The organism is Streptomyces sp. RKAG290, from assembly GCF_023701695.1.
Taxonomy (GTDB): Bacteria; Actinomycetota; Actinomycetes; order Streptomycetales; family Streptomycetaceae; genus Streptomyces.
In genome coordinates, this window is sequence record NZ_JAJOZC010000001.1 from 5,173,525 (window position 1) to 5,193,340 (window position 19,816).

At 68.6% G+C, this 19,816-nt stretch carries 17 protein-coding genes and 4 pseudogenes; 20 read left to right on the forward strand and 1 reads right to left on the reverse strand.

What is annotated here, in order from left to right:
• The first annotated feature begins 60 nt into the window (after positions 1 to 60).
• From LNW71_RS22745 to LNW71_RS22785, 9 genes are all read left to right on the forward strand, one after another.
• Positions 61 to 1,017: an aromatase/cyclase gene (locus tag LNW71_RS22745; protein ID WP_250969912.1), complete on the forward strand. Its 957-nt coding sequence runs from the start codon at positions 61 to 63 to the stop codon at positions 1,015 to 1,017.
• A 97-nt stretch (positions 1,018 to 1,114) separates the two neighbouring features.
• Entirely contained in the window at positions 1,115 to 2,506 is a 1,392-nt protein-coding gene (locus LNW71_RS36535; protein ID WP_250969913.1) for an FAD-dependent monooxygenase, read from the forward strand.
• 30 nt (positions 2,507 to 2,536) lie between these two features.
• The gene (locus LNW71_RS36540) at positions 2,537 to 3,298 is read left to right on the forward strand and encodes an SDR family oxidoreductase (RefSeq protein ID WP_250969914.1); all 762 of its coding nucleotides are present in this window, start codon (positions 2,537 to 2,539) and stop codon (positions 3,296 to 3,298) included.
• 14 nt (positions 3,299 to 3,312) lie between these two features.
• On the forward strand, positions 3,313 to 3,633 hold the full coding sequence (locus tag LNW71_RS22760; protein WP_250969915.1) for a VOC family protein: 321 nt from the start codon (positions 3,313 to 3,315) through the stop codon (positions 3,631 to 3,633).
• Positions 3,634 to 3,650: 17 nt separating this feature from the next.
• Positions 3,651 to 4,808 (forward strand): nucleotide disphospho-sugar-binding domain-containing protein, encoded by a 1,158-nt coding sequence (locus LNW71_RS22765; RefSeq protein ID WP_250969916.1) that lies wholly within the window; start codon positions 3,651 to 3,653, stop codon positions 4,806 to 4,808.
• 27 nt (positions 4,809 to 4,835) lie between these two features.
• Positions 4,836 to 5,249: a cobalamin-dependent protein gene (locus LNW71_RS22770; RefSeq protein WP_250969917.1), complete on the forward strand. Its 414-nt coding sequence runs from the start codon at positions 4,836 to 4,838 to the stop codon at positions 5,247 to 5,249.
• 113 nt (positions 5,250 to 5,362) lie between these two features.
• Positions 5,363 to 6,541 (forward strand): nucleotide disphospho-sugar-binding domain-containing protein, encoded by a 1,179-nt coding sequence (locus tag LNW71_RS22775; RefSeq protein ID WP_250969918.1) that lies wholly within the window; start codon positions 5,363 to 5,365, stop codon positions 6,539 to 6,541.
• A gap of 46 nt (positions 6,542 to 6,587) precedes the next feature.
• The gene (locus LNW71_RS22780) at positions 6,588 to 7,979 is read left to right on the forward strand and encodes an NDP-hexose 2,3-dehydratase family protein (RefSeq protein WP_250972111.1); all 1,392 of its coding nucleotides are present in this window, start codon (positions 6,588 to 6,590) and stop codon (positions 7,977 to 7,979) included.
• Positions 7,979 to 9,010, forward strand: a complete 1,032-nt coding sequence (locus tag LNW71_RS22785; RefSeq protein ID WP_250969919.1) for a Gfo/Idh/MocA family protein — start codon at positions 7,979 to 7,981, stop codon at positions 9,008 to 9,010. The genes LNW71_RS22780 and LNW71_RS22785 overlap by 1 nt, the downstream gene beginning before the upstream one ends.
• Here the strand turns inward: LNW71_RS22785 and LNW71_RS22790 are convergent.
• Positions 8,950 to 9,527, reverse strand: a pseudogene (locus LNW71_RS22790) (TetR/AcrR family transcriptional regulator). The gene LNW71_RS22785 and the pseudogene LNW71_RS22790 sit on opposite strands and share 61 nt — an antisense overlap.
• A 142-nt stretch (positions 9,528 to 9,669) precedes the next feature.
• On the opposite strand from LNW71_RS22790, the pseudogene LNW71_RS22800 reads away from it, so the two are divergent.
• The 11 genes and pseudogenes from LNW71_RS22800 to LNW71_RS22850 all read left to right on the forward strand — a co-directional run bounded on the left by LNW71_RS22800 (position 9,670) and on the right by LNW71_RS22850 (position 19,816).
• Positions 9,670 to 11,227, forward strand: a pseudogene (locus LNW71_RS22800) (MDR family MFS transporter).
• Between the two features lie 47 nt (positions 11,228 to 11,274).
• Entirely contained in the window at positions 11,275 to 11,850 is a 576-nt protein-coding gene (locus LNW71_RS22810) for a dTDP-4-dehydrorhamnose 3,5-epimerase family protein (protein WP_250969923.1), read from the forward strand.
• Between the two features lie 420 nt (positions 11,851 to 12,270).
• A pseudogene (locus LNW71_RS37020) lies at positions 12,271 to 12,792 on the forward strand (glycosyl transferase); the annotation flags it as partial.
• Between the two features lie 224 nt (positions 12,793 to 13,016).
• A complete protein-coding gene (locus LNW71_RS22820) occupies positions 13,017 to 13,337 on the forward strand; it encodes a glycosyltransferase (RefSeq protein WP_374119439.1) in 321 nt (106 codons plus the stop codon).
• A gap of 77 nt (positions 13,338 to 13,414) precedes the next feature.
• Entirely contained in the window at positions 13,415 to 14,449 is a 1,035-nt protein-coding gene (locus tag LNW71_RS22825) for a glucose-1-phosphate thymidylyltransferase (RefSeq protein ID WP_250969925.1), read from the forward strand.
• Entirely contained in the window at positions 14,446 to 15,426 is a 981-nt protein-coding gene (rfbB, locus tag LNW71_RS22830) for a dTDP-glucose 4,6-dehydratase (protein WP_250969926.1), read from the forward strand. The genes LNW71_RS22825 and rfbB overlap by 4 nt, the downstream gene beginning before the upstream one ends.
• Before the next feature lie 12 nt (positions 15,427 to 15,438).
• Positions 15,439 to 15,825 (forward strand): NAD-dependent epimerase/dehydratase family protein, encoded by a 387-nt coding sequence (locus LNW71_RS37025; RefSeq protein ID WP_374119440.1) that lies wholly within the window; start codon positions 15,439 to 15,441, stop codon positions 15,823 to 15,825.
• Positions 15,735 to 16,451 (forward strand): annotated as a pseudogene (locus tag LNW71_RS22835) (NAD-dependent epimerase/dehydratase family protein); the annotation flags it as partial. The gene LNW71_RS37025 and the pseudogene LNW71_RS22835, both read left to right, overlap by 91 nt.
• Before the next feature lie 8 nt (positions 16,452 to 16,459).
• A complete protein-coding gene (rfbH, locus tag LNW71_RS22840; protein ID WP_250972112.1) occupies positions 16,460 to 17,767 on the forward strand; it encodes a lipopolysaccharide biosynthesis protein RfbH in 1,308 nt (435 codons plus the stop codon).
• A 32-nt stretch (positions 17,768 to 17,799) separates the two neighbouring features.
• A complete protein-coding gene (locus LNW71_RS22845) occupies positions 17,800 to 18,546 on the forward strand; it encodes an NAD(P)-dependent oxidoreductase (RefSeq protein WP_285802185.1) in 747 nt (248 codons plus the stop codon).
• A 19-nt stretch (positions 18,547 to 18,565) separates the two neighbouring features.
• On the forward strand, positions 18,566 to 19,816 hold the full coding sequence (locus LNW71_RS22850) for an activator-dependent family glycosyltransferase (RefSeq protein WP_250969929.1): 1,251 nt from the start codon (positions 18,566 to 18,568) through the stop codon (positions 19,814 to 19,816).

Below are 19,816 nucleotides of genomic sequence, written 5' to 3' on the forward strand. Positions count from 1 at the left end.
CCACCGGCGGCCCGTACCGGCCGCCGCACCCACGCACGCGGACCCAGAGCAAGGAGAACCATGCCGCACCGGACCGTACGAGAGGTCGAGCACGAGATCACCGTGCTGGCACCCGCCACCGCCATCTATCGTCTGATCGCCGAGGTGGAGAACTGGCCCCAGATCTTTCCTCCCACCGTGCACGTCGAGATCGTGGAGCAGACTGAGGCCGCGGAGCGGATCAGGATATGGGCAACAGCCAACGGTGAGGCGAAAAGCTGGACTTCGCACCGCCGGCTCGACCCGGGCGGGCTCCGGATTGACTTCCGGCAGGAGATACCCACACCGCCTGTCGCCGCTATGGGCGGTGCCTGGGTGATCGAGCCGCTGTCCGGCGAAGAGTCCCGGGTACGGCTGCTGCACCACTACGAAGCCGTCGGCGACGACGCCTCGAACCTGGAGTGGATCGACTCCGCGGTGGACCGCAACAGCACCTCGGAACTGGCCGCGCTCAAGTCCAACGTCGAGTCGGCCCACCGGTCGACGGACGGACCGAACGGACTCCTTCTGTCCTTCGAGGACACCGTGCAGATCGACGGCGAGGCACAGGACGTCTACGACTTCCTCAACGAGGCCCGGCTCTGGCCGGACCGCCTGCCGCACGTCGCCGGGAGCACGCTGACCGAGGAGACTCCGGGGCTGCAGTTCCTGCGCATGGACACACGGACCAAGGACGGGCACACTCACACCACCGAATCTGTCCGGGTGTGCTTCCCGCACGAGCGGATCGTCTACAAGCAGACGACGCTGCCGGCATTGATGCGACTGCACACCGGCAACTGGACTCTCCGGAAGAACGCCGGCGGCGTGAGCGCCACTTCCCAGCACACCGTCATCGTCAACACCGAGACCATCGCCGGGATTCTCGGCGAGGGTTCCGGTGTCGCGCAGGCCAGAAAGCACATCCAGGACGCACTGAGCCACAACAGCCGCACGACCCTGCGCCACGCCAAGCAATTTGCCGAGAAGCACCGCTGAGCGTGGACACCGACGGCATGGACGCTCAGGTCATCGTGGTGGGGCGGGCCCCGTCGGCCTGCTTCTCGCCGGTGAGCTGCGACTGGGCGGCGCACACGTGGTCGTGCTGGAACAGCGGACAGCACCGATCACCGAGTCGAGGGCCTCGACCCTGCACGCCAGGACCATGGAGATCCTCGACCAGCGGGGCCTGCTCGGCCCTCTGGGTATCCCGGCCAGCGAAACGAAGGGCCACTTCGGCGGCATCCCACTCGACTTCGGCTGTCTCGACAGCCGCTATCCGGGCCTGTGGAAGGTTCTTCAGGCTCGCACCGAGGCGCTGCTGTGGCGGTGGGCGGCGGACCTCGGGGCCGATCTCAGACGCGGATACGAGCTGAGCGCCCTGACCGAACACCCCGGCCATGTCGAGGTGGAGGTCCTGGGCCCGGACGGATCCGTGAGCCTGCGGGCGCCGTACATCGTCGGATGCGACGGCGAGGACAGCACGGTAGGGCGGCTGGCCGGGTTCGACTTCCCCGGTGCCGACGCCTCCAGGGAACTGCTGCGTGCGGATGTGGCGGGCATCGACATCCCGAACAGGCGCTTCCAGCGTTTCGCCGCCGGACTGGCCGTCGCGGCCCGGCGGGACGACGGCGTCACGCGGGTCATGGTCCACGAGTTCGCCGGCCGCCCCGCGCTCCGGACCGGCGCCCCGGCGTTCGCGGAGATCGCCGGGGCCTGGGCGCGCGTCACCGGGGAGGACATCAGCGTCGGCACGCCCCTCTGGTCCAATGCCTTCGGCAACACCTGTCGGCAGGCCGACCGGTACCGCGGGAACCGGGTGCTGCTGGCCGGGGACGCCGCGCACCGCCAGATGCCGGTAGGTGGTCAGGCACTCAACCTGGGTCTGCAGGACGCGATGAACCTCGGCTGGAAACTCGCGGCGCACGTGTCGGGGCGGGCGCCCGCCGAACTCCTCGACACGTACCACCACGAGCGGCATCCGGTGGGTGCGCGCACCCTGGCCAACATCGCCGCGCAGGCGGCCATCCTGCTGGGCGGCCCCGAAGTGGACGCCCTGAGAGCCGTCTTCGAGGAACTGATCGCCGTGGACGAGGTGGCCGGCCACCTCACCGGAATGATCAGCGGCCTCGACACCCACTACTCCCACGGCCCGGGCAGCGACCCGTTGCTCGGCGCCCGGCTGCCGCTGTACGACCTGAAGACCGAGCGGGGGCTGCTCAACGCAGCCGTACCGCTGCGCACGGGCAGTGGACTGTTGCTGCATCTCACCGAGGGCGGCCCGCCGGAACCGTGGCCGTCCGCGACGGCAGCCCCCTGGGCCGACCGTGTCCGCACGGTCACGGCGGCACCCGTGCCGGACGGGGTGCTGTCCGGCACGGAGAGCGTCCTGGTCCGGCCGGACGGACACATCGCGTGGGCCGGCGGTGACGCCGACGGTCTGCGGGCCGCGCTGGGACGCTGGTTCGGCGCACCGGCCGGCAGCTGATCACCCTTCACCCCTCAAGAGGAGAGATTCATGGGCAAGCTCATCGGCAGGACCGCGCTGGTCACCGGGTCGAGCCGAGGCATCGGGCGGGCAGTCGCCGAGCGGCTGGCATCCGAGGGCGCCCTCGTCGCCGTGCACTATGCGACCGGCTCGGACGCGGCGCAAGAAGTCATTGCCGGTATCGAGAAGAATGGCGGCCGCGCCTTCGCCGTGCAGGCCGAACTGGGCGTGCCGGGTGACATCGACACGCTCTTCGAAGGCCTGGAGAAGGGGCTCAAGGAGCACACCGGTGACACCACGCTGGACGTCCTGGTGAACAACGCGGGCGTCATGTCCATCCTCCAGCCCGCGGAGGTCACATCCGAACTGTTCGACCGGATGATCGCGGTGAACGCCAAGGCACCGCTGTTCATCGTGCAGCGCGCCCTCTCGCTCATTCCCGACGGCGGACGCATCATCAATATCACCTCCGGTCTCACCCGCGTCGCCAGCCCCGAGCAGGTGACGTACGGAATGACCAAGGCCGCCCTGGAGCAGATCGCCCTGCACTTCTCACGGCACCTCGGCAGTCGGCGTATCACCGTCAACAGCGTGGCGCCGGGCAGCACCGACAACGGCAGCGCCATCTTTCAGGTCCCGGAGATCCGTGCGGCCATGTCGAGCCTGAGCACCTTCGGCGAGGTCGCAGAGCCGGCAGCCATCGCCGATGTCGTGGCCTTCCTCGCCTCGGACGACGCCCGCTGGGTCACGGGGGCATTCATCGACGCCAGCGGCGGCACCCTGCTCGGCTGAGAAGGAGACGCACCATGTTCGGAACACTGTCCGCGACCCTGATCAAGTGTCAGGACTTCGAGGCGATGCGGGCCTTCTACCAGGACCGGCTGAGGCTGGCGACGGTGAAGTCGGGGGACGGCTGGATCGTGCTGGACACCGGGTCGGGCCGGGAACTCGTCCTGGGAGGTGATACCGGGGGCGACACCATCGCGATCGCCTTCACCGGAGCGGAGCTCGAGCCCGCCCGTGAGGCCCTGCGGGACGCCGGCCCGACCGAGATCGAACAGCATTCGACGATGCACAGGTTCTTCGTCAAAGACCCCGACGGCAACACGGTCCTGATCATCGACTGACGTCACATGGAGCCACGTTGAGAATCCTCTTCATCGCGAGTGGCAGCCCGGCGACGGTATTCGCCCTCGCTCCGCTCGCCACCGCCGCGCGCAACGCCGGCCATGAGGTGTTCATGGCCTCGATCGAGGACATGGTCCCCTACATCGCGGGCGCGGGGATCCCCGCGCTCTCCATCGCACCGTCCTCGGTAAGGAGGTTCAGCAGGACGGACCGCGCGGGCAATCCCATCGCGCTGCCGGAGACCCCGGAGCAGGAGCTGGACTTCGCGGGCCGCTGGTTCGGGCGCATGGCTGCCGCCTGCATGGACGCGCTGCTGGAACTGACCGAGGTCTGGCGGCCGGATCTGGTGGTGGGCGGTTCGATGTCCTACGCCGCACCGCTGCTCGCCACCCGCCTCGGCGTCCCCTACGTGCGCCAGGCATGGGACACCGGTGACGCCTGGCGCACCGACCCCTCGGCGAGCGACGAGCTCCAGCCGGAGCTCAAGGAGCTGGGACTGGACCGGCTCCCCGATCCGGACCTCTTCGTCGACATCTGCCCGCCGAGCCTCCGGCCCCACGATGCCCCTCCCGCCCAGATGATGCGCTGGGTCCCGGCCAACGGGCAACGGAAGCTGGAGCCGTGGATGTACACCAGGGGCGCGCGTCCCCGGGTGCTCATCACCTCCGGCAGCCGCCTGGTGTTCGCGAAGGAGACCGGGTTCCTGCGCCGCTTGGTGGCCGACATGGCAGCGCTGAACGCGGAGCCTGTCATCGCGACGCTCGACGAAGTGGCGACAGGACTGCGTGACGAACTGCCCGGTGTACGGGCCGGCTGGGTACCGCTCGACGTCGTGGTGCCCACCTGCGACCTCGTGGTCCACCACGCCGGCGGAGTCACCGCCCTGACGGCGATGAACGCCGGAGTCCCCCAGCTGATCGTGCCGCAGGGCGGCAACTTCATCGAGGCCGGGCAGCGCATCTCCGACTTCGGCGCCGCGATCACCCTGATGCCCGACGACAACACTCCCGAAGCTGTGGAGCAGGCGGGCCGGGCCCTGCTGACCGACCCGTCCTACCGGGAGCGGGCCCGCCTGCTCTCCCGGGAGATCGCCGCCCTTCCGCCGCCGGCGGAGGTCGTGGGCGCGCTCGAACGGTTGGCGGCGACCCGGACCGCCGGCGATGTCCAGCACTGACGATCCCAATGACTTTGGAGGCAAGTGATGAGTGAGGCGACCGCGATCCGTGTGGTGATGGCCAAGCCCGGGCCCGACGGCGGTGGCAGCCCTCCCGTACCGATCGTCGAGGCGTTCGGCAAGGCCGGGTTCGAGACCGTCATCGTCGAACCGGTGCAGAACGCCGAGGGAATCGTCGAAACCGCTCTGCGGGTACGGGCCGACGCGATCTGCGTCTCCAGCCTGCTGGGTGAGCACACTGAACTGTTCGCCGGTGTGACGGAGCTGCTGCGGGAGCGTGGCGGCGAGCACATCACCGTCATCGGCGGCGGCATCATCCCCAGCGCCGACATACCCGCGCTCAAGCAGCAGGGCGTGGCGGAGATCTTCTCCGCGGGGACGCCGACCTGGGCTGTGGTCGAGTGGATACGGGAGCACGTCCGCCAGCACACCGGCGCGTAGCCCGCGCCTCATGCACCGCCCCTGCACCGGGCCGGGCCGGGAGGTCCGCTCCGGCCCGGCCCGGGTTCACCGCCCTCACCGCTCACCGCTCCCACCGCAGCAGGAGACGACTCATGCGCGTCCTGATGATGACCACCCCCGTGTCCACCCACCTCACCCCGCTCGTGCCACTGGCCTGGGCCTTGCGGGCGGCCGGCCACGAGGTGCTGGTGGCCGGCCGCTCGGATGTGCAGGAGGCCGCCCGGTCGGCGGGCCTCAACTCCGTGGAGATCGGCGGCCCGCTCAACATCGACGCCATGCTCCGGCAGCGGATCGGCGGGGTGCGCCCGCTGGAGGCCTGGGGCCGTCCTCCCTTCGACCAGCTGTCGAACTTCGGCCGGCTGTGGATGTCCCAGACCGTCGAGGTACTGCCGGACTACCTCGCTTTCGCCCGCTCGTTCCACCCGGATCTGATCGTCTCCGAGCCGTTGGAGTACATCTCCCTGATCGTGGGGGCCGACCTGGGCGTGCCGGTGGTGCAGCAGCGGTGGGGCGTCGACCCTCTGTCGGGTCCGGCGCTGGAGAACGGCCGGACCTGGTTCAAGGACGCGTACGAGAGGCTCGGCCTGTCCGATCTGCCCCGACCTGCCGTGATACTCGATCCCTGCCCGCCCAGCCTGCAGCTTCCCGGGATCGAACCGGGCACCCCTATGAGATACGTCCCGTTCAACGGCAACGGGCAGCTCCCGCAGTGGCTGCGGGAGGAATGGAGGGCACGGGAGGAGCAGGCCCGCGGGACGACCAGGCGGGTCGCCGTGTCCCTCGGCGGACGCACCCTCGCCTACAACGGTGTTCCGCTCATGCGGCACATTCTGAGTGCCTTCGAAGGGCTGCCCGGCACCGAGGCGGTGGTGACGGTCGAGGAGGAGTTCCGGGAGGCGGTGGGCCCGGTCCCCGCCGGCGTGCGGCTGATAGATCCCGTACCGCTGCATCTGCTGCTCGACTCCTGCGCGGCCGTCGTCCACCACGGCGGCTCGGGCACCGCGATGACCGCGACGTCCTTCGGCCTGCCCCAGCTCGTACTGCCGCAGCTGGCGGACCAGTTCTGGCACGGTGACCGGCTGGCCGAGGCCGGGGCGGCGATCTGCCTGGACGACGCGGCGCGGCAGAACGACCCCGCCGAGCTGACGGCTGCGCTGGAGACGCTGCTCGCCGGCCCCGGATACGCCAAGGCGGCCGGGGAACTGCGGCAGGAGATGGGCGCCATGCCGACCCCCGCCGCCGTGGTCACCGACCTGGAAAACCTCGTCTGATGCGATCCCGAGAAGCCTGACCGAGATTCAAGGAGGACTGACTGTGCTGTCGGACACCGCCGCGCCCATCGCGCTGCTTGATCGAGAAGACCCCGCCGTGGCAGACCGGATCGCCCGGTCCGCGGCCACGACCGAAGGAGCGCGGCTACGGACCGAGGACTTCGGTCCGTGGCTGGCGGAGCGCGGCCGCGCCCATACATTCGAGGTGGAGCGCATCCCGTTCGATCAGCTGGAGGGCTGGTCGTTCGAGGAGGAGACCGGGAATCTGGGCCACCACAGCGGGCGCTTCTTCACCGTCGAGGGACTCAGCGTCACCGGTGGCTCAGAACCCTTCCGCGAGTGGCAGCAGCCGATCATCAAACAGCCGGAAGTCGGCATCCTGGGCATCCTGGTCAAGGAGTTCGACGGCGTTCTGCACTTTCTGATGCAGGCCAAGATGGAACCGGGCAACCGCAAACTGCTTCAGCTCTCGCCGACCGTTCAGGCCACCCGTAGTAACTACACCAAGGTCCATCAGGGCGCCGACGTCAACTACATCGAACACTTCGCACAGCCCGACCGGCACCGTGTGCTGGCGGATGTCCTGCAGTCGGAGCACGGCTCCTGGTTCTTCCGGAAGTCCAACCGCAACATGATCGTCGAGGCGGCCGGCGAGGTCGAACTCCTTCCTGACTTCTGTTGGCTGACGTTAGGTCAGCTGCATGGGCTGATGCATCAGGACAACGTGGTGAACATGGATTCACGCACCGTGCTGTCCTGCGTCCCCTTCGCCGACCCGCACCAGGGCGCCCTGCACTCGGACACCGGGCTGCTGTCCTGGTTCACCGCCGAGCGTTCCCGGCACGAGGTGCGAGCCGAGCGGATACCGCTGAAGAGCGTGCCCGGGTGGCGGCTGGGCGAGTCCGTCATCGAGCGGGAGGACGGCAGGTACTTCAAGGTGGTGGCCGTCTCCGTACGGGCGGGCAGCCGTGAGGTGTCCCGGTGGACCCAGCCTTTGTTCGAACCCCTGGGGCTGGGTGTGACGGCGTTCGTGACCCGGCGCTTCGGCGGGGTGCTGCATGTCCTGGCGCACGCAAGGGTGGAGGGCGGCTTCCTCGACACCGTCGAGCTGGGCCCGACCGTGCAGCACACGCCGGACAACTACGCGCACCTGGAGTCCGACGAGCGCCCGCCTTTCCTCGACCTGGTGCTGGAGGCCGACCCGTCCCGGATCCGCTACGAGGCCCTGCACTCCGAGGAGGGCGGCCGTTTCCTGAACGCCGAAAGCCGCTATCTCCTCGTCGAGGCGGACGAGGAGGAGGCGCCCCGGCAGCCGCCCGCCGGCTACGCATGGGTGACGCCCGGACAGCTGACCGCGCTGGTACGACACGGCCACTACGTCAACGTCCAGGCCCGCACGCTGCTCGCCTGCCTCAACGCCACCAGGGAGTACGCCTGATGGCTCTCCGTGTCGGTGTTCTGGGCTGCGCGGAGATCGCCCGCCGCCGCATGCTTCCCGCGATGGCGGCGGATCCCGGTACCACGGTGACGGCGATCGCCGGCCGCGACGGGGCGAAGGCGGAGCGGATGGCCGCGCCGTACGGCGCGGCCGCCGTCCACGGTTATGCCGGCCTGCTGGAGCGCGACGACGTCGATGCCGTGTACGTACCGCTGCCCGCGGCACTGCACGCCGAATGGGTGGAGAGGGCGCTGGAGGCGGGCAAGCACGTGCTGGCCGAGAAGCCTCTCACCACCGACGCGGTCCGCACCGGGCAGCTGCTGGAACTCGCCCGGGAGCGGGGGCTGGTACTCAGGGAGAACGTCATGTTCGTGCACCACTCCCAGCACGCCGCCGTGGCCGGCCTGGTGCGCCGGGGCGTGATCGGCGGCCTGCGGGCCTGCCAGGCCACGTTCACCATTCCCCGGCTGCCCGGCACCGACATCCGTCACCGGCCCGAACTGGGCGGCGGCGCCCTGTTCGACGTCGGCGTCTATCCGCTGCGGGCCGCCCTGACTCACCTCGGGCAGGATCTGCGGGTACTGGGCGCGCAGCTCACCGGCGGCGCCGGGGACGAGGTGGACACGGGGGGTGCCGCTCTGCTGAGCACGTCCGACGGTGTCATCGCGCAGATCGCCTTCGGCATGGACCACGGATACCGCAGCGGTTACGAACTCCAGGGCAGCCTCGGGCGCATCTCGCTCGACGCCGCCTACACACCGCGCGCCGACCACCGTCCGCGCCTGGTCGTCGAGACCCGGGCGGGCGTCGAGGAGTCACTGCTGGAGGCCGACGACCAGGTGGCGAACACGGTGGCCGCGTTCGCCGAGGCAGTACGGACGGGCAGTCCTCCCCAGGAGATCTGCCGGGTCCAGGCGGACTTGCTGGCATCGGTACGGCAGGCCGCGGGAGGCATCCGCCGTCCCGGGGATCACAGACCCGCCGTGGCTGCCGATTCCAGGGTCTCCAGCGCGGATTCCAGCAGCGCCTGACGCTTCTCCTCGGGGTCGCCCTGTACGGCGTGCAGCGAAACGGCGCCGAAGTGGACGCTCAGCAGGGCATCGGAGATGCGTACCTGGGCCCGGAGCGGGGCGTCGGGCTCGTACATCAGGGCGGACAGCGCGGCCACTCTGTCGTTGAGCGTCCGGCCGATACTCAGTGCCCTGAGCGCCGCCTGGTTCTCCTGCATGATCTGGAAGAGGGGGTGGCCCCCTTGAGCACCTCGCTGTAGCGGCGGAGCAGTTCACGCTTGGTCTCCATCGTGCGGGGCTGCTCGCTACCCCAGGCGATGAGTTCGTCGACCGGGCCCCCCAGCCCGGAGGAGATCGTGATGAGGATGTCCTCCTTCGTCTTGAAGTGGTAGTACAGCGCGGCCTTGGTGATGTGCAGTTCCTCGGCGATCTCGCGCATGGAGGTGTGTTCGTAGCCCCGGTCGACGAAGAGTTTCAGGGCGACGTCCTGGATGTCCTGTCGGGTGTTGCGCTTGTGCAGCTGAGGTCTGGCGGTCATGGATCGCTCCTGTCGTGTCCGACCGGGCGGTTCTTACTTGACGGTCGGTAAGTGGCGTCCTATCTTTATCACCACATCTACTTACCGGGCGGTTAGTCAGTTTCTGGACGTCTCGCCGATCAGGTCGAAGGAGAGCGGAATCATGACTCAGGATCTCACCACGAGCGGAGCGCCGGCAGAAGCTCCGCCGTCTCGTGCCAGGTACGCCGTGATGGCCGCTGTCGTGGTCGCGATGCTGCTCGCCGCGCTCGACAGCCTGATCCTCGGCACCGCCATGCCCACCATCGTCGGCGAACTGGGCGGCCTCGAGCATCTGTCCTGGGTGGCCTCCGCCTACATGCTTGCCACCGCCGTCTCGACGCCGGTATGGGGAAGCTCGGCGACATGTACGGCCGCAAGGGCGTCTTCATCGCCTCGATCGGCATCTTCCTGATCGGCTCGGTGGTGGCCGGCCTGGCCCAGTCCATGGGCCAGCTCATCGGCTTCCGGGTGCTCCAGGGGCTCGGTGGCGGCGGGTTGATGGTGGGCGCCCTGTCGATCATCGGCGAGTTGGTCACCCCGCGCGAACGGGGCAAGTTCCAGGCCATGGCCTCCGCGGTGATGGGTGCGGCCATGGTGGGCGGCCCGCTGGCCGGCGGTTTCCTCACGGACCACTTCAGCTGGCGCGCATGCTTCTACCTGAACGTCCCGCTCGGACTCGCGGCACTCGTGACGACCGTGGTGGCGCTGCACGTACCGAAGAGGCACTCCGAGGCCCGCATCGACTTCCTGGGCGCCGCACTGCTGGCGGCGGTCATCACGTCGCTGGTGCTCATCACCACATGGGGCGGCACCCAGTACGACTGGACCTCCCCCCTCATCATCGGTCTTGCCGTCGTGGCGGTGGCCGGATCCGCCGCGCTGATCCGGGTGGAGCGCAGGGTCGCCGCGCCGATGCTGCCGCTGGGGGTCTTCCGCAACGCGAACTTCTCCTGGGCCAACGCACTGGCCTTTCTCTTCGGCTTCGTGATGGTCGCCTCGATGACCTTCCTGCCGATCTACCAGCAGACCGTGCAGGGCGCTTCGGCGACCAGCGCCGGCGTACTCATGCTGCCGCTGCTGCTCTCGATGGTGGGTGTCAACACGTTCACCGGCCAGCTCATCTCCAAGCAGGGCAACTTCAGGCTCTACGCGGTCATCGGCGGCGTCCTGCTGCTGACCGGCGTCCTGCTGCTTTCTTTCATGGACACCGGAACCAGCCGCCTGACCACCGGGGTGTACATGGCGGTGTTCGGAGCGGGGATCGGCTTCCTGATGCAGGTCACGCTCTCCGTCGCGATGGAGAGCGTCGAGATGAAGGACCTGGGGTGGCGTCGTCCACGATCACCCTCACCCGGACGATCGGCGGTTCCTTCGGAGTCTCCCTGGCCGGCATCCTCTTCTCCCGCGGCGTGACCGAGGGCATGAGCGGCGGCGGCGGGGCCCCGGGCGGAAACACCGGCGGACATGCCCAGCTCAGTGCCAGCGGTCTGACGAAGCTGCCCGAGCCGGTCCGCCGCATGTACGAGCAGGCCGTCAGCGACGGCGTTCACCAGGTGTTCCTGTACACCCTGGGGATCGCCGCCGCCGCCTTCCTGAGCGCCTGGTTCATCAAGCCCAGGCCGCAGCCGGCCGCCGTCGCCGCGTCGGCGGCGGACGACCAGAAGATCGCCGCCGGCTGACCGCGATCCGCCCGAGGCGGACAGACCGAGAGAAGGAGGTGGCGAAGGTGCGGGTTACCGAGACGAAGGTGCCAGGGGCCTATGTCATCGAACCGGACCAGCTCCACGACGACCGGGGCCTGTTCTTCGAGTCCATGCGTACGGACGTGATGGAGAACGTTCTGGGCCACACTTTCGAAGTCCACCAGATCAATTACTCGACCTCCCGTCGCAATACTCTGCGGGGAATTCACAGTGTCACCAATCCGCCGGGACAGGCAAAATACGTCTCGTGCGTGCGGGGTGCGCTGCGGGACTTCGTAGTCGATCTGCGTGTGGGCTCGCCGACCTTCGGCTGCTACGACAGCAACCTGCTGGACGCCGAGTCGGGCCGAGCCGTCTACGTACCCGAAGGCGTGGGGCACGGGTTTCTCACCCTTGCCGAGGACAGCTGCATTTGTTACGTCCTTTCCAGCACGTACGTCCCGGGGACACAAATTGACATCAACCCGCTGGACCCTGAACTCGCACTGCCCTGGGGGTTCACCGAACCCCCGCTGATCTCGGTCAAGGACCGGGCGGCGCCCAGCCTGTCGGACTGCCTGTCCGACGGCGTCCTGGAGCACTGGCCGCAACTCGCCTGAGGCTGCCGAGCCCTGCTCAGCCCCGTCCCGCCTGGCCGTCAAGGCCTCGGTGGGGCGGGGCTTCGCGCTTTCCGGGCACGGGGTGGTTCGCGTTCCGGGCGCGGACGCATGCGGCGCGGACGGGCGTGACCTGCACCACACTTTTCGTTTTCCTTACCCGATTCTTTCATGGCTATTTCAAATTAACGGCGACCTGGCAGGCCTCTTACCGTCCACGAATAGGGCTGCTTGACCGGCCCAGCCGCCGCGAACAAAATGAATTAAGCCTCACCCGCCGGAACTCTTCCTTACCGAAGGAAACCGATGCGCGTTCTCTTTGTCGTCACTCCGATACCTGGTCATCTCTCTCCCCTGACTCCGCTGGCCTGGGCGCTTCGCGGTGCGGGCCACGAGGTTCTGGTGGCCGGCCAGCCGGATGTGATGGCCACCGCCGCCGAGGCGGGGCTTACCGCGGTGAGCGTCGGCGATTCCTTCGGGATGGAGGCGCTGCTGCACGATCTTCTTCCCATCGGCCTACGGCCCATCCAGTGCTGGGTGGACCCCTCGGACGAGGAGCAGTCGGCCGACTTCGCCCGCGCCTGGGCGGCCCACAACGAACTGGTGCTGCCGGGCTATCTTGACGTCGCCCGCGCCTTCGATCCGCACCTGATCGTCTCCGACGTCCTGGAGTACAGCTCGCTGATCACGGGCCTCACGCTGGATGTCCCCGTGGTGCAGCACCGCTGGGGCGTCGACCCGCTTTCCGGGCCCACCAGGGTTCAGGCCCGGCTGCACCACCGTGAGCTCACCGAACGGCTGGGGCTGCCCGGGCTGCCGGATCCGGTCATGCTGCTGGACCCGTGTCCGCCGTCCCTGCAAGTCGCGCGGGCCGAACCGGGAGCGCCGATCCGACACGCGCACGCCCACGGCAACGCTCCCGTGCCGGCCTGGGTACAGGCCGACCGGGCGGCCCGCGCCACCCGCACGGCCGAGGAGCGCCGGCGGGTGGTCGTCTCACTGGGGCGCAGCACTCTGGCACTCAACGGCGGCTATCTGCTGCGCGGAATCATCAGGGCGTTCGAAGAGCTGCCCGAGGCCGAAGCGCTCGTGACAGTCGGCAGCGCGTTCCGGGAGGAGATCGGCTCCGTCCCGGACAACGTCCGGCTGATCGATCCCACCCCCTGCACATGCTGCTCGGCGCCAGTGACGCGGTCCTCCACCACGGCGGCGCGGGTACGACCATGTCCGCCACCTGGTGCGGACTGCCTCAACTCGTCCTTCCCCAGCTGGCCGACCAGTTCGCGCACGCCACTCAGGTGGCCGCCACCGGCGCCGGCCTCGCGCTTCACACGGCGCCGGAGCAGGACGACCCCGAACGAATCACCCTGGCTCTCGCCGAACTGCTGGCGGATCCCGGTTACGCCAAAGCGGCCGGAGAGCTGCGGCGCGAGATGGAAATGATGCCCGCACCCTCACAGGTCGTCAGTGACCTGGAGCGCCTGGTGTGAGGTCACCGGTGCCCACCGGCTCACCGATACGGCTCCGTGCCCGGACGCAATCCACCCACGCGATGAGAGGTTCCTCGATGAAGGCTCTGGTGCTATCAGGCGGGTCCGGCACCCGACTGCGCCCGTTCACCCACTCCATGCCCAAACAGCTGATCCCGATAGCCAACAGGCCCATCCTCCAGCATGTGCTGGAGAACATCGCCGACCTCGGCGTCACCGAGGTGGGCATCATCGTCGGTGACTGGGAACAGCAGATCACCGAGACGCTCGGCGACGGTTCGGCGCTCGGAGTTCACCTCACCTATATCCCGCAGGACTCCCCGCGGGGTCTCGCCCACGCGGTGGTGATCGCTCGGGACTTCCTCGGCGACGACGACTTCGTGATGTATCTCGGCGACAACGTGCTCCCCGGCGGAGTGGCCCAGATCGCCGAAGAGTTCGGCAAAGCCCGTCCCGCCGCCCAGGTCGTCGTGCACAAGGTGACCGACCCGCGCTCCTTCGGTGTCGTCGAACTCGGCCCGGCCGGCCAGGTGGTGCGGCTGGTGGAGAAGCCCGCAGAACCGCGCAGCGACCTGGCCCTGATCGGGGTGTACTTCTTCACCTCCGCCATTCACGAGGCCGTGAACGCCATCGAGCCCAGCGCCCGGGGCGAGTTGGAGATCACCGACGCCATCCAGTGGCTCGTGACCCACGGCGACGAGGTCCGGGCCGGCGAGTACGACGGCTACTGGAAGGACGCCGGGTGCGTCGAGGACGTTCTCGACTGCAATCGCCAACTGCTCGACGGCATGAGGGGATCGATCGCCGGTGAGGTGGACGGGACGAGCGTGCTCAGCGGCCAGGTCGTCGTCGAACCGGGGGCGCGCGTCGTCAGGTCCTGGATCGAGGGTCCGGTGGTCATCGCCGCGGGCACCGTGGTGGAGGACGCCCATCTCGGTCCGTACACCTCGATCGGCCGGGACTGCCTGCTCCGCGACACACACATCGATGACTCCATCGTCTTCAACGGCGCGACGGTCTCCTCCATCGGCCGCCTGAAGGGCTCGATGATCGGCCGGGCCGCACTCGTCGTCAGTACCGGCGACCACAGCCGTGCGGCGGCGAAGGTATGAGACTCCTGGTCACCGGCGCCGCCGGGTTCATCGGCTCCCACTACGTCCGCACCATGCTGGACGGCGGGTTCCCCGGGTACGAGAACGCCCGGATCACGGTCCTGGACAAGCTCACCTACGCGGGGAACCGCAACAACCTGCCGGCCGGTCATCCGCGTCTGACCTTCGTCCAGGGGGACATCCGCGATCTGCCCCTGCTCATGGACGTGCTGCCCGGTCACGACGCCGTCGTCCACTTCGCCGCCGAGTCACACGTGGACCGGTCCATCGAGGCCGCGGCCGACTTCGTCTCCACCAACGTCGGCGGTACCCAGAACCTCCTGGAGGCCTGCCTGCGCACCGGCATCGGCCGGATCGTGCACGTCTCGACCGACGAGGTGTACGGGTCCATCGCTGAGGGCCACTGGACCGAGGACTGGCCGCTGGCGCCCAACACCCCCTACGCCGCTTCGAAGGCCGGTTCGGACCTGGTGGCCCGGTCGTACTGGAAGACCCACGGCCTGAATCTGTCGATCACCCGGTGCTCCAACAACTACGGCCCCTATCAACACCCCGAGAAACTCATCCCGCTCTTCATCACCAACCTCCTGGAGGGGGAGCAGGTCCCGCTCTACGGCGAGGGCCTCAATATCCGGGAGTGGCTGCACGTCGACGACCACTGTCACGGAATCCAGCTCGTCCTGGAGAAAGGGCGGGCCGGAGAGGTCTACAACATCGGTGGCGGCAACGAACGCACCAATGTCGAGATCACCCGGACCCTGCTGGACCTGCTGGGCGGCGACGAGTCGATGATCCGGCACGTCGCCGACCGCAAGGGCCACGACCTGCGCTACTCCATCGACGAGTCGAAGATCCGTACCGAGCTCGGGTACGCGCCGCGGACGACATTCGAGGCAGGGCTCACCGCGACGGTCGCCTGGTACCGGGACAACCCGGGTTGGTGGAAAGCCGTCAAGCACGACGACCGGCAGGCATGAGGGCGGCTGACCGTGACACAGTCAGAACATCGCGCGGCACCTGAGCCGCCCCCCGTCACACCGCCGTGCATCGTCGTTCTCGGCGGCACCGGCTTCCTGGGCCGGCACGTGCGTACGGCATTCCGCTCCGCCGGTGCCGAGGTGGTCAGCGTGTCCCGGCCCGGCCTCGCGGGGCCGGGCCGGGACGACCTGACCGGCGACCGGCAGGTCGCCCTGGACCTGCTGGCCGTCCGGCCCGATGAACTGGCCGAGACCCTCGCCGCCCTCGATCCGGACACGGTCGTCAACGCGTCGGGGCGGTCTGGAACGTCCCCGAGCGGGACATGCGACTGGCCAACACCGAGTTGGTCGCCACCTTGGTGGACGCCGTGCGGAAGCTGCCGCGCCGCCCCAGGCTGATCCAGCTGGGCACCATCCACGAGTACGGGGCGGGAGCCGCCGGGGCCATCGACGAGGAGATGACCCCGGTGCCCGTGAACTTCTACGGCGAGTCGAAGCTGCGCGCCACGCGGCTCGTGCTCGACGCGGCCCGGGCGTCCGAACTGGACGGCGTGGTCCTGCGGGTGGCCAACGTCATCGGCCCCGGTGCACCGGCGGGCAGTCTGCTGGGCGGCATCGCGGCGCGGCTGCGCGAGACGCCTCCCGGCCCGGACACCCCCGAAACGGAACTGGCCGTCGCTCCCCTGGAGGCACTGCGCGACTTCGTGGATCTGAGCGACCTGGCCGATGCCGTGCTCGCCGCGGCGGGCACGGCGCCGGCCGACGTCACGGGCCACGTCATCAACGTCGGCAGCGGACGAGTCGTCCATGTCAGGCAGGTCGTCAGGCGGCTGATCGAACTCAGCGGCCTCCCGGTCCGGCTCGTCGAGGAAGGTGCGGGCGCCGCCTCCCGCACGAAAGTGAATTCCCTGGAGCTCGACATCACCAAGGCCCGGCGACTGCTGCGCTGGGCGCCACGCCGTGACCTCGACGAGTCGCTCTCGGGCTTGCTGGCAGCCGCAGGACCACTCAGAGGAAGAAGGTGAACGTGGAGATGGGCGACCTCAAGGCGTTTGTGCTGGACCAAGTACGCACCTATCACCAGGAGACCGAGGCTCACCGCCCGTTCGAGCCGGGTGTCACGGAGATCTGGCCGTCGGGCGCCGTCCTGGAGGCCGAGGACCGGGTCGCCCTGGTGGAAGCCGCCCTGGACATGCGCATCGCCGCCGGGCGGTCCTCGCGGAAGTTCGAGAGCGCGTTCGCGCGGAAGATGAAGCGGCGTAAGGCTCATCTGACGAACTCGGGTTCCTCGGCGAACCTCCTGGCCGTATCGGCGCTCACGTCGCACCTTCTCGAGGGCCGGCGGCTGCGGCCCGGGGACGAAGTCATCACCGTGGCGGCCGGCTTCCCGACGACGGTCAACCCGATCCTGCAGAACGGGCTGATCCCGGTCTTCGTCGACGTCGACCTGCGTACCTACAACACGACGGCGGACCGGGTGGCGGCAGCCATCGGCCCGAAGACCCGGGCCATCATCATCGCGCACGCGCTCGGCAACCCCTTCGAGGTCACCGAGATCGCCCAACTCGCCGAAGAGAACGATCTGTTCTTCATCGAGGACAACTGTGACGCCGTCGGTTCCACCTACGACGGCAAACTCACCGGCACCTTCGGTGATCTGGCCACGGTCAGCTTCTATCCCGCCCATCACCTCACCATGGGTGAGGGGGGCTGCGTCCTGACGGCCAACCTCGCGCTTGCGCGGATCGTGGAATCCCTGCGTGACTGGGGACGCGACTGCTGGTGCGAGCCGGGCGAGAACGACAAGTGCCTCAAGCGCTTCACGTACCAGATGGGCACCCTGCCCATGGGCTACGACCACAAGTACATTTTCTCGCACGTCGGTTACAACCTGAAGGCGACCGACATCCAGGCCGCTCTCGGCCTGACCCAGCTCGACAAGCTGGACACCTTCGTCGAGGCCAGGCGGCGCAACTGGCGGCGTCTGCGCGAAGGGCTCGACGGCGTCCCAGGGCTGCTGCTGCCGGAGGCGACGCCTCGCTCGGACCCGAGCTGGTTCGGCTTCGCGATCACTGTGGCCCCCGAAGCCCCCTTCAGCCGGGCCGCGTTCGTCGAGTTCCTGGAGAGCCGGAAGATCGGCACCCGTCGTCTCTTCGCCGGCAACCTCACCCGGCATCCGGCCTACACCGACCAGCCGCACCGAATCGTCGGCGACCTCACCAACAGCGACATCATCACCGACCAGACGTTCTGGATCGGCGTCTACCCGGCGCTGACCGACGAAATGCTCGATTACGTCGTCTCCTCGGTCAAGGAGTTCGTCACCGCCGCCTCCTTCTGAGTCGCTCGGCCCTCTTGGATTGGGTATTTCGCATGGAAATCATCGGAAATGGATTTATCGCACGGAGCCTTCGGCCCATCGCTGAAAAACACCCTGACACGGTGGTCCTGGCCGCCGGAGTGTCCTGGGCGAGCGGCGTCGCGGCTGCGGACTTCGAGCGGGAGGCCGAGCTGTTGGACAAGGTGGCCAAGGAATGCGTGGCCACCGGTCGCCGGCTGCTGTTCTTCTCCACGGCCGCCACCGGGATGTACGGCGCGGTCGACGGCCCGGGACGGGAGGACACGCCCATCACGCCCTGCACCCCCTACGGTGCGCACAAGTTCGCCCTGGAAGAGCAACTACACGACTCCGGAGCCGAGTTCGTGGTGCTGAGGCTGGGGCACCTGGTCGGCCCCGAGCAGCCGCCGCACCAGCTCCTGCCGGCCCTGGTCCGACAGATCCGTGAGGGCGCGGTACGGCTGCACCGCGGCGCGGCAAGGGATCTGATAGCGGTCGCGGACGTCGTCACGATCACCGACCGGCTGCTGGAACTCGATCTGCGCAGCGAGACCGTCAATGTGGCCTCGGGCGAGGCGGTGCCCGTGGAGCAGATCGTCGACCGGCTCGAACTCCGTCTGGGGGTCACGGCGCTCCGCGAATACCGGGATTCCGGCACCCACCACGTCATTTCGATCGAGAAGCTGCGGTCCCTGGTCCCCGAAGTGGCGCGGCTGGGGTTCTCCCCGGAATACCACCGAGGAGTCATCGACGCCTTTGTCGGATCGTCCGTCGCCGCTTGAGAACGTAGGAATTCACACCATGCGCGTACTCTTCTCGGTCTTTCCCGCCATCGCACACGTGCACCCGATCGTTCCGCTCGCCTGGGCGCTGCAGAACGCCGGGCACGAGGTCCGTGTGGCCATCCATCCCGACGCGGTGGACCTGGTCACCGAAGCCGGTCTCGCGGCGATACCGGTGGGCGCACGGCACCACCTGGCCGGCGTGGTCGAGTTCAACTCGAACTTCGACAAGCTGGACACACTGGACGACGCCCTGGCTCTGGACCGGTACCACAACCCCCGCTGGGAAACCCAGTGGCAGATGCTGCTGAGCACGCTGTCGATCTCCACTCCGATCCTCCCCGACCTGGTAGACCTCACCCGCCGCTGGAAGCCCGATCTCGTGCTGTGGGACCCCTTCTGCGTCCCGGCCGCCGTCGCCGCTCGTGTCAGTGGTGCGGCTCAGGCCCGCATTCTGTGGGGGCAGGACAACATCGGCTGGCTGCGCGCCGAGTCCAGGCAGCATCTGGAGGCGCGGGGCGCGGCGCCGCACGAGGACCCGGTGCTGGATCTCATGCGGCCGATGCTCGCGCCGTACGACCTGGAGTACGAGGAGGAACTGCTTCTCGGCCAGTGGACCGTCGACCCCATGCCGCTCGGTCTGCGGCTGCCGCTCGACCTGCCGTACACCGCGTTGCGCCGGGTCCCGTACAACGGGACCGCCCCCGTGCCCGACTGGATGATCGACCGGCCCGAGAAGCCGCGGGTGTGTCTCACTCTCGGCGTCGGCGGCCGGGGCCGTCAGCTCTTCCGGGAAAGCGGCGTCTCGTTCGCCTCGGTGCTGGAGGCGGTGGCCGAGCTGGATGTCGAGCTGGTGGCCACCGTGGACGCCGGCCGGCTGGCCGAGGCGGGCACGGTACCGGACAACGTCCGGCTGCTGGAGTACGTCCCGCTCAACCATCTGCTGCCGACCTGCTCGGCGATCATCCATCACGGCGGAGGCGGCACCTTCGCCGCGTCGGTGGCTCACCAGGTGCCACAGCTCATCACGCCGATGCCGTTCTGGGGCGAGTCCGTCACCGCCCAGTACGTGGCCGACCAGGGCGCCGGGCTGCTCATCAGGAACGACCAGCTCACCGCCGCCACCCTGCAGAAGCAGCTCGCCCGGATCCTGGAGGACCCCTCGTTCCTGGAGGGTGCCGCGCTGCTGCACCGAGAGATGTCCGATGCCCCGGCGCCCGGCGATGTGGTGCCGGTGCTGGAAGAGCTGACTGCCCGCCATCGCCGCTGA